The organism is Streptomyces sp. NPDC015127 (genome assembly GCF_043080095.1).
In the GTDB taxonomy this organism is placed as follows: Bacteria; Actinomycetota; Actinomycetes; order Streptomycetales; family Streptomycetaceae; genus Streptomyces.
This window is the reverse complement of record NZ_JBIBVE010000035.1, coordinates 1-14,297: the sequence shown is the minus strand read 5'-3', so window position 1 is coordinate 14,297 and position 14,297 is coordinate 1. Positions and strand designations below refer to the sequence as shown.

The window sequence follows — 14,297 nt, the reverse complement described above, 5'->3', positions numbered from 1 at the left end:
CTTGCGGGCTTTCTTGGTGGATTCGGCGATGTCCTTGGTGTTCTTCTCGCGGAGCTTGCGGGTGCGTTCGGTGACGCAGGTGTCGTAGCCGCCGCATTCGGTGCGTGCCTGCTGGTAGGCGGGGTCTGCGTTGGACTTGCGGGCTTTCTTGGTGGATTCGGCGATGTCCTTGGTGTTCTTCTCGCGGAGCTTGCGGGTGCGTTCGGTGACGCAGGTGTCGTAGCCGCCGCACTCGGTACGCGCCCGCCGGTAGAGGGGGTCGGCGTTCGACCGGTCGGCCGCAGCCTTCACCTTGTCGAGCGTCTTTTGCACCTCGACCACCTTGGCGCCGTTGTCGTACAGCTCACCGGGGGTGAACTCACGGTTCTTGAAGGGGCGCCCAAGGTTCTCGACCGGGTTGTTCTCCTCGAACTCCTTGTACTCGGCGATCATGCGCTTGCGCAGCGCTGGATCGCTCAGCGCCTTGTCCAGGAGCTTCTGGTGCTCGCGGCTCATGTGCTCCATGTAGGCCTGGCCGAGCAGGTCGCCGACGGTCTGCGAGACCACCGCACCACGGACCGAGCCGATGCCCGGCACCTTTCCGGGCACGGGGAGTGTCTGCGGCACCTTCATGCCGGTGATCGCCGCAGCTTTCGGCGGAGTCTTTGTACCGATGCTGGTCGGCGCCTTCGCCGGCGTGGTGGGGTTGACGGCCGTGGTTTTCGCAGGCGTGGTCGTGCTGGTGGTGATGGCCGGCTGCTTGGGTGTCTTGGCGGTCGTGGTACCCGGTCCCTGGGGAGTCTTCGGGCTGCGCTTGGCCGGACGGCTCCCGCCCGTGTCGTCGTCGTCGTTGTCGTCGTCGGGCGGGTTGGGCCACTTCTTGCGGGCTTCCTCGGCCTCGGTCTTTTCCTCGTGTGCGGCGGCGAGGTCTTCACGCACCTGGGCGGTGGCTCCGGGGAGCTTGGAGCGCCATTCGAGTTCGCGGACCTTGTCCTTCGCTGCGCGCAGGCGCTTGTCGGCCTGCGCGACCTTGGTCGGGATATCCACGGGCAGGCCGGCCTCGACAGTCCGGATCCTGGCCTTCAAGCTCTTCACGTCCTGCTCTCCCCGCTCAACAGCCTGCTTGGCTTTGAGCTTCGCCTTCGGCGTTTTGGCCTGGGAGAGCTTGACCTGCGCCTTGTGCAGACGCTTCTCCGCCCGGGCGAGCTTCTTTTGCACACGGGCAACGTTGTGCTTCTGGGCCTTCCTGAACTCGGGATAGTCCTCCACGACGGCCTCCAGGACTTTGTTCCAGGAGGAGGGAATGCCAGAGGTGTAGACCCGCTTGATAATGATCCGCGAGCCCGCCTTCAACGTGTGCCAGCGGTCGTAGGGGTGCAGCTTGTGGCCCTCGTTGAGGAAGTCGTGCGCTGCGGAGTACGCCCGGTCTCGCCAGCTGGGCTTGCCGGAGGAGTCGCCTGACGCCGGCGGCGTGGGTGGGGGAGCGGCCGAGGCCGCGGAGACAGGGCCGGCCAGGACGAAGCTCAGCGCGGCCACGAGAGCCACGAAGGCCAGGCGCCACATGGTGGGCCAGCACCGCTGTGCCCGGGTCAGCCATGGGAGGGCTGTCCGGTGCCGGTGCGTGCGGTACGGAACGCTCATTGAGGAACTCCTTGATCGATCTGTGGGTGTCCGCCGGGGCGGTGGCAGGCGGCAGTAGCGGCGCTGACACGGGAACGGTCGGGGGTTGCCAGGGGTGTGGGAGAAGCGTTGCGGGTCGTCGAGTCGCCGGGCAATGGATTCGGCGTCCGGGACGGTCCGAGCCTGTCCGGCCTGGTCAGCGGCCATGTGCGGGCCGTTCACGACGGCGGGACGTCGCTCGGACGCCCTCGGGAGCCGGCCGAAGCGGCGGGGGGCGGAACAGTCACCGCGTATCCCGCCGGAGACCTGCCTGTGCGTGCTGCGCCAGGAGTGCCGCCGTGACCCAAGGGGCGGCGTCCGGCGTCATGCGGAGCTGGTGAATCCGGTGTGCCGGGCGTCCAAAGATCGCCAGACTGAGCTCGTTCGCCTCATGAAATGAGCAGGAGTGGTCATGGAACCGGCACCCCAGCCGCAGTCGGTCACGACGTCAGCCGAGTTCATCGCGACGCTGCGTCAGCTGCGGCGCTGGGCGGGCCTGAGCCTTCGGGATCTGGAGCGGCGTGCTGCCGGCGTCGGCGGAGCTCTGCCCCGCGCAACCGTCTCCGGGGTTCTCAACCGTACGGACCTGCCCCGCAGAGACAGCCGGCGTCGAACCGGGGACTCCCCCCACCCCGGACCGGACGCAGCCTCCTACGACGGCACCAGTCCCGGTACGGCGCAGGCGGGCCCTGGCGATCGCAGGCGCGGCCACCGCCATCGCCGCTCTCAGCATCGGCACGCTCGCGGTGTGGGCCAACGGACCCGATGACAACAACGGCAAGCACGCTCGCTCTGCGGCAGGGGCTCGGACGACGCTGCCACCCTCGCAGTCCGCGTTCTCGCCACCCTCCACCCAGGCTCTGTCTCTCAAGCCTCTTCTCGAGCCGGGTAGTTATCGCATGCGCACGGCCGACGGCCGTTGCGTCGTGGAGCGACGCGAGGAATCGCAGGACGTGAAAGCGATTGGCCTCTTCCTGACGCCATGTGCCACGAGCGAGAGCGACAGGGTGACCCTCAAAGAATTGGACAACGGCACGTACAGGGTCATCTTCCCCGGCAGACAGCACGAAGCCCGGCGCTGCCTGGGTGTGTATGGCGCATCGATACAGGACGGGATGGCGGTGACCATCGAGTACTGCGGTACGCAAGAGCTGCACGAGGCCGAGCAGTTCCGTCTCGAGAGAGTCGACCTCCATGGAGGCGGTTTTCGCCTCAGACCGGACCACCTCCGTTTCGTGCCGAAAAACCAGAGGGACCTCTGCCTCGGAGCTCCAGAGGCCGACCACAAGGAGTGGGCCTTCGTCTCGCAGTTGGAATGCTCTTCTGATTCCCCCCGGCAGGTCTTCCGCTTCCTCAAGTAGCTGCCTCTCAGCCGCAGGCATGCCCGGTTTACCGGGGCGTGGCGCCTGACGTCCCTCCTACTTCAGACGGAGGGCCGGCCGCGACAACGGCTCGCCGCCGCCGACACCGCGATGACGGGTCAGGACGGCCAAGGGGCTTCGGCAACGGTACGTGCCGGGCGCCCGGGCCCGGTGAGATGACTGCACCCGCACCGCACCGGGTTCGGCCGGGCTCGTGTTTCCCCTTGACCAGGTTTGCCACCCGGCACGTTTCCCCTTGACACAGCACCGTCCGGCCGCCGATCAGGTCGCGGTCAAGGGGGCGAAGTTTGAGCACCGGGCCCCGCGAGACCGGACGGACCGAGACCCAGTGAGTTGGCGTGTCGGCAAGGCGCCCACACCCACCATGACAGGATCAAGCTGGCCACGGGTCCGTGATCGCACCTGGGGCGGGTGGTGCACCCGGAGGAAGGGCCGTACGCACCACTTTGTCGCCCCACGTCCGGGTGTCGTCACCTGCGTGGTGGCCGTACGTTCGGGCCGCTGGGTGCCCTGGTCCGGCACGGCGTCAGACGCACGTGTTTCCGTCCGACCAAGTCCTTGTCGTACCTCCGGACAGGGCCTGGAAGTGAATCACCGTGCACTGGAAGTTCTGCCGGATCTCGTTACCCACGGTGTACTCGTAGGACGTCGGGTAGCGGATCCATCCCGCCTCGCACCCTTGGTTGCACCAGTAGGTGCCAATCTGTCCCCAGACAGGCCAGGCTCCGCTGCTTGGAGACCAGTAGATGGTTCCATGCTGGAACTGCGTTCGTCGGCCGACCCCGTCGGGGTTGACCAACTCCTCTGTGAGGGGACAGCCCAGCGCTCCTCCGGGGCCACCCATGGCGAGGTACCGCTGTTCGATGGCGTCCAGGACTCTGTGACCGCACTAGTCGCCGTCGGCCTGCGCGGACGACACAATGAACGTGCTCGCCAGCAGAGCAAGCAGGCTCAGCGTTGCGGCAATGCTTCCTGGTGTCCTTGTCCGGGCGGTGGCATCGGGACGCTTCATGCTTCTACCTCCCCTTTACTGGCGGAGCCGACGAGTCTTTCGCCAGATCTCTGCTCCGCGACAGCCTTCGGCGGAGCATGGCGATGCCACGCTGACACCTCGCCCCCACCGTCAGATCAGGCAGATCCTCCCGAGGAAGCAAGTGAGATGACAGGTCGTACTGCGCCAAGTTCCGGTTCCGGTGACACCTTGGCGCAGTTCGGTCACGTCGTCTGGCCGTGGTGTCAGCGTTCGACGACGGCCACGAAGTCGCCGACGATGTGGATCGTCTCGCCGAAGTCCGCAGACAGACTTCCTCAACACCGCGCGCGCCGCCCGCTGTGCGCGCCTCCTTGGCCACGCACTGACCAGCGCTCAACCTTTGATGAGAAGAAGTCCACCGACCAGCCTTCGGTGAAAGCACTCAACCTGCTGCGAGAGATCAGTGGTGCGCACCCGGTGCGCGCGGTGCGCACCACCGCTGCCCCGTTCTCCCGTGAGGAGCCGGGAGGGGCGCGGCCCCCACTCGTCCGTAGCACCGGCGGGTGAGGTGGGCACAGCATGCACTCGATGCAGCCACAGCGGTAGAGGCCGAGGGTGACCGGATGCCCTCGGTCGCCCAGGAGCACGAGGTTGCGCCTGCTGTTGCGCGACCCGCAGGGCCGTCCCCGTGTCCGCGCAGGTCACCATGCGGTTTCGCCGTGGTCGGACCGCTGACATCCCCGTTGCGGCCGCTTTCGCCCATGTCCCCTGGCTGGAGTGAAGGAGAAGGGACGGGCGGGATGGGCGGCACGGCCGCGGCCGGGGACCGGGGCACGCTCATTCGGTTGCGCGTCGGCCGGGCCGCCGCGCTTCGCCGCCGTCAGCCCGGCGGCGATGTCAGCATCGGCTCCGGCAGCGTCCACGTCACACCGAATCCCTTCCACCGCGCTCGGACAACTGCGCCGGGTGGCTGCGATCCAGCGGTTGTCAGGTGCGATCTTTTTGAGCCCCCGGCCTTCACGGTGAGCAGGCCGGGATGATATGACTACGGTGCGTGATCTTATGTGAAGGTTCAGTGCCGGGGGTGCATAGTGACGGGGGCGCTTGAGCCAGGTGCGGACGGCGCACAGCCAGTCTTTGAGGGCTTCCCCGAGGTGAAATCGCCGGCGGTTGTGGTGCTGGCTCCGTCGACCCAGACCGCCCCTTTGCCCACGCCTCAGCAGTACCTGCAGTACATCTACGACGAGGACGAGTGGGAAGTCTTCACTGTTGAGTGGGTCCATGCGCTCGGCTTGTGGAACGGCCGGCCTTACCTGCGAGTGCAGCGCATGGGCGGAGCAGGCGACCGCGGAGCAGACGTCGCAGCCTGTCTCACCCTTCAGGGCACAGCCGGCGAGTGGCACTGCTATCAGTGCAAGCACTACGTGAAGCCGCTCGGCCAAGCAGATGCGTTCCCGGAGATGGTCAAGATCTTCGCGGCGAAGGTCCTGGGTACCTACGAACTGCCGAAGCGATACGTCTTCGTGGCGCCCAGGATCGGCACGACCCTCGATCGCCTGCTGCTCAACCCTCCGCAGCTCAAGAGGGAGTTCTTCACCGCATGGGACGACGCAGACTCCAAGCTCGGCAAGAAGCTCACACCTGCGGTGCGAGATGAGGTGGGGGAGCTGGCACGAGAGACGGACTTCTCCATGTTTTCCGCACAGGACCTGGACGAGATCGTCAGGCTGCACGCCACGACCCCACATCACGTGCGGCGGTTCCCGCAGCCACTCAAGCCGCGTCCGGACGCAGAGCCGGCACCAGCGGAACAGAAGGACAACGAGGCTGTCTACGTCCGCAAGCTCCTGGACGCCTACAACGAGAAACACGGCCTCAGCCTGGAAACGGGACAGCAGGCCCGGGAGACCAGCAAGGTCAAACGCCACTTCACCCGACAGCGCGAGGCCTTCTTCCACGCCGAAGCCCTGCGGCTCTTCGCCCGCGACAGTGTCCCGGACGCCACCTACGAGGCGATCGAAACCGACCTCTATGACGTCGTGATCGAAGTCGGGGACCGCGACTACGACCTCGGTCACGACAGACTGGACGCTGTCATCGACGCAGCAATGGCCCACACGCCGAACCCTCACAACATCCTCGCCCCGGTCGTTAAGAAGAAGGACCTCATGGGGCTGTGCCACCACCTGGCAAACGATGACCGGCTGACCTGGTGCAAAGAGGAACTTTCGTGAGCCCTCTCAATAGCCCCCTCGAAGTCGGCATCCGCGCCCTGGTGCTCCTGACGGAGACCTTCCCTCGCCGCTTGGACGTCGCCCAGTTGGTCTACCTCGACCACGCCATGCTCCACAGCGGCGACCTCGAGGACGGACCAGCCAGCCTCCACCCCGACCTCCCCGCAGGCCCGGGAGAACTCAGCATGCGTCGCCGCCTCATCGAACAAGGCCTCACCGTCCTGCTGCGCGCCGGCCTCGCCGACATGACCGCTACAGCCGACGGATTCCTGTACGGGGTCACGGAGGAGGCCACGAGCTTCCTAAACGCCCTGCAGTCTCCCTATGTCGGCCAGCTCAAGGAACGCGCTGACTGGCTGACCAGCACGTATATGCACGAAGGAACGGACGTCCGCGACGGCATGAATCAGATCACGCAGCGCTGGTCCCGAAGCCTCGGGGCCGGCACTCCGCACCAGGGAGAAGGTGACGTCCTGTGAACCGGTTGACCTTGGTGCATCTGACCTTCCTCAGCGTGGGCAAGTCCCCTGCCGCGGTGGAGTTCAGCCCGGGACTGACCGTGATCTACGGCGCCTCGGACACGGGCAAGTCGTACATCGAAGAGTCCGTGGACTACATGCTGGGCGCCAGTGAACTCAAGCCCATCCCGGAAGACGAGGGCTACAGCAGAATCCTCCTGGGCCTGCGCGTGGACGACGGAAGGGTCCTCACCCTCTCCCGCGCCCTGGGCAGCGACACCATCGAGGTCTTCTCCGGCGACCTCCGGGACTTTCCGACCCAGCCGGCTGAGGCGACACTCAAGTACAAGCACCACCCCAAATCCAAGAGCAACATCTCCCGGTACCTGCTCAACGTGATGGGCATTGACGGGCGCCGCATCCTCCAGAACTCGCGCGGCGACGTTGTACCGCTCAACTTCCGCGACCTCGCCCGTCTGGCCATCGTCAATGACACACGCATGGCCGACAAACGCTCACCCGTCCTTGGCTCCTGGATGCCGCAGAACGAGACCAAAGAGAAGTCGGTCTTCAAGCTGCTGCTGAGCGGTCAGGAAGAGCCGGTTCGCCCCACCGCCCCCAGCAACCTGCAGAAGCAGGTGGGCAAAGGCAAGATCGACCTCATCGACCAGCTCCTTGACGAGACCCGCGAGAGGCTCGCGGTAGAGGCCAACCAGTCACAGCTACGTGACCAGCTGGCCCGCCTGCAAGCAGCCCTGAACGACGCGACGGCCGCCGCCGGTCAGGCAGCTGCAGAGCGCTCCGCCGTCGTACGCCGCCGAAGGGAACTGGAAGCAGCCGACACCGACACCCAACAGCGCGCCAGCGAAGTGCAGCAACTTCTGTCACGCTTCGATCTACTCAGACAGCAGTACGAGTCCGACCTGGCCCGACTGCAGATGGTTGGCGAAGCCGGAACCATCCTGGGCTACTTCCAGACGGGTACCTGCGTCTTCTGCGGCGCTGAGCCGCAACACCAACACCCTGGCCATCGCCTCGGAGAAAGCACTCAACTGGCCGCTGCCGTCGCTGCTGAGACACGCAAGACCACCGAGCTGCACAACGATCTCCTCAGCACGATCGAAGACCTCGAAGGTCAAGCCGCAGGCCTGCACGAGGACCACACACGGCACACCGAACAGCTCGAAGGCAATGACCAAGAGCTGCGTACCCTCGACCAGCGCCTGGAACCGCTCAACACCGACACCGCCGAGCTGTTGGAAACGCGTTCACGCCTGGAACGCGAGCTGGCCCTGCACGCCCAGATCGACCAGCTCGAGGACCTGAAAGCATCGCTGTCCGCCGCCCCGCCGGATCCGCCAGCAGCCAAGGCCGACGGTATCCCGGCCGCCGACATCGCTGACTTCCAGCAAGTGATGAGCCAGACGCTGGAAGCCTGGCAGGTGCCGGGTGACAACCGCGTCACATACGACCCAGCCACTGCGGAACTCGCGGTAGACGGACGACCACGAAAGAGCCGAGGCCGCGGCATGCGCTCAGTCATCCACGCCGCCTTCGCAGTGTCGCTAGCACGCCGCAACCAAGCCCGCGGATTCATCCACCCCGGCTTCGTCGTACTCGACTCCCCCGTCCTGACCTACCGCCGCCCCGAAGACAACAAAGAAGAGGACGAACTGCTGGCCTACGACGTGGTCAAGAACTTCTACAGCGACCTACTCGGCAACCCCACGGGACAGGTCATCGTCATTGAGAACGGCACTCCACCCAAGAGTGTGAGAGACCGGGCTGCGGTGTACGCGTTCAGCGTCGACGGATCAACCAGACAAGGGTTCTTCCCGCCTCGCGACAGCTCATGAAATCGACCCGGCCGTTGAAACGGCCGGTCAGTCGCTCAAGACGGTCCTACGCCCATTCCACGCCGAGCTTCCGTAGTGCGGTGTCCGGGAGCGGTCTTTCTGATCAATGACTGTGGCTGCGAGCTGTGGTGATCAGTTGGCTGATGGCCGTGTAGGAACGGGCCTGGGCGGGGGAGAGGAGCCCTCGTGGCCGGCCGCTGTACATCGTGAGCTGGTGGTTTATCAGGTTGAGGGTTCTCCGGTCAGGTGTTGTCACCTGTATTGAGTGGTGATCAGGTCCAGCTTTGGTGGTATGTGGCGGCGGGCGGCGCTGTCCCAGGGCGTGTTGTGCGGGCTGCTCCTCGCCTCCGCCATACCTGCTCCGTCTTGGTCTCTGTGTCTGTCTTCGTCTCCCTCCTTCTCGGTCTCCAGTACGCCGGGCCGCCTCGGCCGGGTGCCCTTCTCGCCCGCGGTCGGGCCCGGTGTTACAGACCTGGGAAGAGGAGTGCTGTCACTGGCGCCATTTGATGGAGCAGCCCAGGCTCGGCCGGTGGGGCTCGGGTACCGGCTCGCCGGCCAGGACGTGAGCGATCGCGGCCTCCAGCAGTGCACCGGTGACCGGCTTGCCGCTCCCCGGCGTGGAGTCGTCCATCGCGCCGCGGTAGGCCAACCGGTGCTGGGCGTCGTAGAGGAAGAAATCCGGTGTGCACGCGGCCCGGTAGGTCCGGGCGACGGTCTGCTCGGCGTTCACCAGGTACGGGAAGCTCCAGCCCGCCCGCCGGGCCTGCTCGGCCAGGCGCTCGGGCCGGTCGTCGGGATACGCGTCGGTGTCGTTGGCGCACACGCCCACCACTGCCAGGTCCGGGTGGCCCTCGAGCAGCCTTCCGAGCTCGGCCTCGATGTGGCGTACGTAAGGACAGTGGTTGCACAAGAATGCGACCAACAGCCCAGGGGCGGCGGCGAAGTCGTCGCTGCGGATGGTCCGGCCTGCCAGATCGGGCAACGCGAAGTCCGGCGCGGGCGTGCCCAGGGGCACCATCTGTGACGAGACGGCCATACGGGCGATCCTACGGAGCTTGCGGCCGCGACTTTCGTTCCGGCTCGCCCACCTTGGCGACTCACCAGGACTCTTCGGCGGGGAGGAAATGCCGGGCATCGTTCCCCTGGTACCTCGCCATCCCAACCGGAGGTGAACGTGGCTGACCGACTCGTCATCCTGCACCGAGGCAGCCTGCCACCCCGCACAGGACGGATCGAGGAACTCGCGGACACGGTGTACGCGACCGAGGAGGAACTGCCCCTGCTTCTCCCCGGCGCGGACGCGCTCCTCGCCTGGGCCACCATCACCCCCGCCGTCCGCGCGTCATGGCCCGACAACCCGGAAAAGGCACCCCGCTGGGTCCACGCTGCCGCCGCGGGCGTGGGCTCCTTCCTCTTCCCAGCCCTCGTCAACGACCCGGCCGTCACTCTGACCAACTCGCGCGGCGTCTACGACCAGCCGATCGCCGAGTACGTGCTCGGCCTGATCCTCGCCCTCGCCAAGGACTTCCCCGGCACCTGGGAACACCAGCGGCGCCGCGAATGGCGTCCACGTCACAGCGATAGCATCGCCGGGCGCACCGCCCTGATCTGGGGCACAGGACCCATCGGTCGCGCCGTCGCCCGACTGCTGCATGCCGCCGGCATGCGGGTGCGCGGCGCCGGGCGCTCGGCCCGTACCCACCACCCCGACTTCGGGGTGGTGCACGGCCCCGCCTCGCTCCGCAGGGCACTGGCAGAGGCAGACTACGTCGTACTCGCCGCCCCCTCACCAAGGACACCCGGGGCATGGTCGACGCGTCCGAACTCGCCGCGATGAAACCCGGAGCACGGTTGATCAACATCGGCCGAGGCGCCCTCGTCAACGAGAAGGCGCTCATCGACAACCTCGCCGACGGCCGACTTGCCGGCGCCGCCCTGGACGTCTTCAACCAGGAACCGCTGCCCACCCAATCGCTCCTGTGGGACATGCCCGGTGTGATCGTCTCCCCGCACACAGCAGGCGACACCACCAGTGACAAGGAGGCGCTCATCGAAGTGTTCCTCGAAAACCTCACCCGCCACATCGAGGGCCGCCCGCTGCGCAACGTCGTCGACAAGCGGCAGGGGTACGTGGTCGACGAGCCGAACCCCGGCTGATTCACTCCTCTCGTCGGCCCACCCTGACGGCGCTTCGTGTGGCCTCCAGTCCGTGGGGGAAGGCGTCCGGAGGGGCAGGGTCTCTGTGGCGTTCGGGTGGTGGGGCATGGTGTCGGGACGGGGCCTGCGCTTGGGGTCGGCAGTATCCGGTCCTCGGGCGGGCGGCCGGGCTGCCTCTCCTGCTCGGTGGCGGCCGGGTGGGGGATGGTTATCGTCGGGTGCCGGGCTGCAGGTGCTGTCGGCCGGGCCGTGGTCCGCCCGGGTCGATCCGGGCTCGCTCCTGCGGGTTGCCCGCACCTCGTGCCGGGCATGTGAGAGGGGTGGGCTGCGCGCCCAGGTCATCGCGCTTGGCGTCTGCCGGTGACAGGGTGCGGCGGGGCGCGGCAGCGCCCGTACGTCCTGCCCGTCGGAGTCGATGGCGTTCTCGGGCCCGTCTGGTCCAAGGATGGTCCGCCCCCTGAGCCGGTGCGGCGCCCGCCGAGGGCGGTCGGCCCGTTCCGCGCCTGCCGGGCCGGCGGCCCGGCAGGCGCGTGCGGTCACCGCCCGCACGATCATGGCCCGGCGTACTGCTGCACGGCCGTCACCCCGTGGCACGGGACCGGGTCACCGCCGGGTGAACCACCGGCCGTCTGGCTCGACCGTGACGGCGAACTGCCGTTGTACGAGGGCGTATTAATCTGGCTGGGGGGGGGCAGCGGGACGTGATCAGGCCGGGAATGCCGGCTCCTGGACCCGCCCTCTGGCCAGTCACGGTGCTGGGATCGGTGACGTTCGCGCTCCGTAGAGGCGCCACCCGTGCTCATCCACATCGAAACGCGACATCCGATCGACCTGCTGCGCGACCGCACCGCGGACACGTCTCCCCCCGTCTCCGCGCTCCGACGCTGCCTCGTGCTGGGGGCGGATACGCCCATCACTCCGAACTCCGCGCCTGGGTACGAGGCCAACGCTGCTGGCGAGGGAGGCCTCTTCGTTGGCCGCCCGACACTCGGTGACCGGCTGGGGAAGTTCTGCGAGCGCTGCGGGGCGGTCGCGACCTTTGCGTATCGAACGACTTGGTCGTCCATACGCGGCGGCCGAGGGCTGGCCTACTTGTCGGGCTGGCGGACTAGCCGTGAGTAGGTCTCAGCACAAGTCTCACAGACGAGAACCTTTGTCCCGTCCGGCTTCACCAGAACCTGCGTCCCGCGGATGCCCGAGGCACGGTGCACTGGGCTGAACGCACAGCGAAAGTCGGGGTGGATCATCCGGGGTCCTTCCTGGTTCCGCCAGGCGCACGGGTGGCCACGCTCAGCTCTTCCCGAATTGTATCCCCAGCCGCCAACACGGCTGACCGCCGAATCAGTTATGGAGTCCAGCAGAAAACTGGCGAGCCAGGGACCGGAGGACTTCGCGAGGGAGACGGCCCGGCTGGCTTGTCACGGGCTGGCAGACATCACGAGCGGCGAGCTCGTCGAGTTCCTCCGCAAACTCTCGCGGGCGGCCCCGGAGACGGACTGGCTACCTGGTTCTCCTCGAATCGAATGGCCTGCCCCCAGAGGCAGTGACTGGCCTCCTACGCCCCGGACGCGTCTGCGGAGGAGATCGTCGCGGCGGGCTTTTGGTTCAGGGGGTCACACGCCGAGCTTCGCGGGTGTGTCCGTCGGGGAGCTCTTCGACGTGCCGCCTGCTGACCATGGTGGTCTTCTCGCGTTCGATGTACTGCTGGAGAAGGGCGTCATGCCGCGCTGGAACGCCGTAGATGCCTTGCTGCCGCTGCTTCTAGGCCCTGCGGGCGCGGGGGTGTCTTTCCGATCATCTGATCGTTGGGCTGGCTGTGAGGGATCGGGAGATGTGTGACGCCGTGTGGGCGGTGGTCGAGCCGTTGCTGCCGCCTGCGGGTCGTGTCCGAGGCAGGTGGTGCGATCACCGCCGGGTTCATTGCCACTCGACTACAAGTCTGTGCGCTCCTTTGCGTAATGGAGGCGTAATTCTCGCCAATGAGTCAACGGCTGCGGCCCTCCGCCAGGTCTCCAGGGAGCAGAGCTGCATCGTAGAGTGGGCAATACCCAGGATTGAAGCAGCTTTTACTCATATCAACTCAGGGGGAGATGGAGGTATCTTTCGATCAAGGTGCCGTTATAGCAGCAGATAAGGGGTTAATTGTGCGCAGGAAGCTTGCGATGATCGCCACAGCTATTTTGGCCGCAGGAGCCTTCGGGGTCACCGCCGGTTCTGCAGGTGCCTCCCCGGAATCGATTAACGTTCCGGGCTTCTACACTGTGGAGAATGTGACTGCCTGGAACTCGATCAGCAGCAAAACCGTTTCCGTTACATGCGGCAGCGGGGTCGCGACCGGAGGAGGAGGGGCATTTGCGAATTCCTCTGGGCAGCCGACTTCCGCAGTAGGCGGAGCGCTAACTGAATCCCGCCCCGTAAACTCCAATACGTGGCAAGTGCGGGCCACTGGGGGCAACTGGCCATTCGCCCTGAAGGTCTGGGCTATTTGCTCAAACCTCAAGTCGGGATAACGCCTTCGTCCCTGGGCTGAGCGAAGGTTCTTCTGCCCAAGATCGGTTCGTGGCCAGCCGACGCCTCCTGGGGCAGCCCAGCCCTTAGCCACCGGCCAACCTGTGAAAGCGGCGAACGACTAACGGAGGGCAGTCAATAGGCCCCTCCTCCAAGAGCCTCGGACGACGCCGGCGCATCGCTGCCGTTATTGATCACCCAGGACTCGATCATGAGCATCTCAGCCGGATGTCGGGGCGTGGGGTCAGGCCCTTCGGCGTCGGTGATCGCCGCTCTGGTGGCAAAGTTGGGGCCGGTGCGGGCAGGCCCCGGCGACATGCGGAACAGGCTGTAAAGCGGGTTGCAGAACCGGATTGGAGCCGATTTCACGCCATGATCCGAACTCAATGCGGATCCACTTTGTTCGGTTTCCTGGTGAATCGCAAGGGCTATTGATATCGCGACTGAGGGTGCTACACGATCTCCGTGCCCGTTCTGCAACACGCTTTGCTGACTTTTCGTTAGTTCGTGGGTGTGGTGGGCTCGTTGGTGGGAGTCTGTTGCCGTGTCCTTCCAGTTCCCGTCCGTTGTCTCCAAGTCCTCTGTCCCTCCTATGACGCGCCCGCAGTTGGCCGAGGCGCGACGTGTGCGGGCGGTCGAGTTGTTCGAGAAGCCACCACACCCACAGAACTAACGAAATCTCAGTAGGCCGTGTTTTTCGGTGCTCGCAGGCCGAAGCTGAGCAGCTCAGCGAAGGTGAACCCGCCCGACCAGGCTCGCGTGCCGTTGGGGTGTCGACGTAGTTGGACTGCGGCGTCCATGCGGTGCTGGGGCAGGCCCTCGATCATCGCTGCGACCTCGGACGACGAACTTGAGCTTGGAGCAGATGCTGACGTTCTTGCGCTCCACGTTCCGTGGTACTCGGTCATGAATTTCGAGGACCAGGACCCGAAACTTGTTGCTGTCGCTCGCGCAGGTGTGTGCCGGTGCCCCACCAGGCGGCATCCCGGGCGGTTAAGATGTCATCTCATTTGGCGAGTCTGCGGTAGCAGATAAGGGTGCAGGCGATGCTGGTGAAGGCGAGGAAGTGGTCCGCTTTGCGCTCGTAGCGC

The 14,297-nt window shown here is 66.1% G+C and carries 7 protein-coding genes and 2 pseudogenes; 5 read left to right on the top strand and 4 right to left on the bottom strand.

Translation table 11 applies throughout. From position 1 onward, the window contains the following. A pseudogene (locus ACF08N_RS35830) lies at positions 1 to 1,620 on the bottom strand (hypothetical protein); the annotation flags it as partial. Between the two features lie 917 nt (positions 1,621 to 2,537). On the opposite strand from ACF08N_RS35830, the gene ACF08N_RS35825 reads away from it, so the two are divergent. Next, complete coding sequence (locus ACF08N_RS35825; protein WP_392328926.1) at positions 2,538 to 2,999, top strand: hypothetical protein; 462 nt, start codon at positions 2,538 to 2,540, stop codon at positions 2,997 to 2,999. Between the two features lie 547 nt (positions 3,000 to 3,546). Here the strand turns inward: ACF08N_RS35825 and ACF08N_RS35820 are convergent. Continuing rightward, positions 3,547 to 3,864, bottom strand: coding sequence for an LGFP repeat-containing protein (locus ACF08N_RS35820; protein WP_392328925.1), 318 nt, complete (start codon positions 3,862 to 3,864; stop codon positions 3,547 to 3,549). 1,193 nt (positions 3,865 to 5,057) lie between these two features. Here ACF08N_RS35820 and ACF08N_RS35815 point away from each other — a divergent pair. The 3 genes from ACF08N_RS35815 to ACF08N_RS35805 are packed head-to-tail and all read left to right on the top strand — an operon-like array spanning position 5,058 to position 8,541. Further along, on the top strand, positions 5,058 to 6,227 hold the full coding sequence (locus tag ACF08N_RS35815; protein ID WP_392328924.1) for an ABC-three component system protein: 1,170 nt from the start codon (positions 5,058 to 5,060) through the stop codon (positions 6,225 to 6,227). Then, positions 6,224 to 6,706 carry an ABC-three component system middle component 2 gene (locus ACF08N_RS35810; RefSeq protein WP_392328923.1) on the top strand — a complete coding sequence of 161 codons (483 nt, stop codon included), beginning with the start codon at positions 6,224 to 6,226 and terminating at the stop codon, positions 6,704 to 6,706. Before ACF08N_RS35815 ends, ACF08N_RS35810 begins: the two co-directional genes overlap by 4 nt. Continuing rightward, positions 6,703 to 8,541, top strand: a complete 1,839-nt coding sequence (locus tag ACF08N_RS35805; protein ID WP_392328922.1) for a hypothetical protein — start codon at positions 6,703 to 6,705, stop codon at positions 8,539 to 8,541. Before ACF08N_RS35810 ends, ACF08N_RS35805 begins: the two co-directional genes overlap by 4 nt. A 490-nt stretch (positions 8,542 to 9,031) precedes the next feature. Here ACF08N_RS35805 and ACF08N_RS35800 read toward each other — a convergent pair whose 3' ends face one another. Beyond that, a complete protein-coding gene (locus ACF08N_RS35800; RefSeq protein WP_392328921.1) occupies positions 9,032 to 9,577 on the bottom strand; it encodes a thioredoxin family protein in 546 nt (181 codons plus the stop codon). A 138-nt stretch (positions 9,578 to 9,715) separates the two neighbouring features. On the opposite strand from ACF08N_RS35800, the pseudogene ACF08N_RS35795 reads away from it, so the two are divergent. Then, positions 9,716 to 10,698 (top strand): annotated as a pseudogene (locus ACF08N_RS35795) (D-2-hydroxyacid dehydrogenase). A gap of 2,643 nt (positions 10,699 to 13,341) precedes the next feature. Here the strand turns inward: ACF08N_RS35795 and ACF08N_RS35790 are convergent. Beyond that, on the bottom strand, positions 13,342 to 13,575 hold the full coding sequence (locus tag ACF08N_RS35790; RefSeq protein WP_392328920.1) for a hypothetical protein: 234 nt from the start codon (positions 13,573 to 13,575) through the stop codon (positions 13,342 to 13,344). Positions 13,576 to 14,297: the final 722 nt, after the last annotated feature.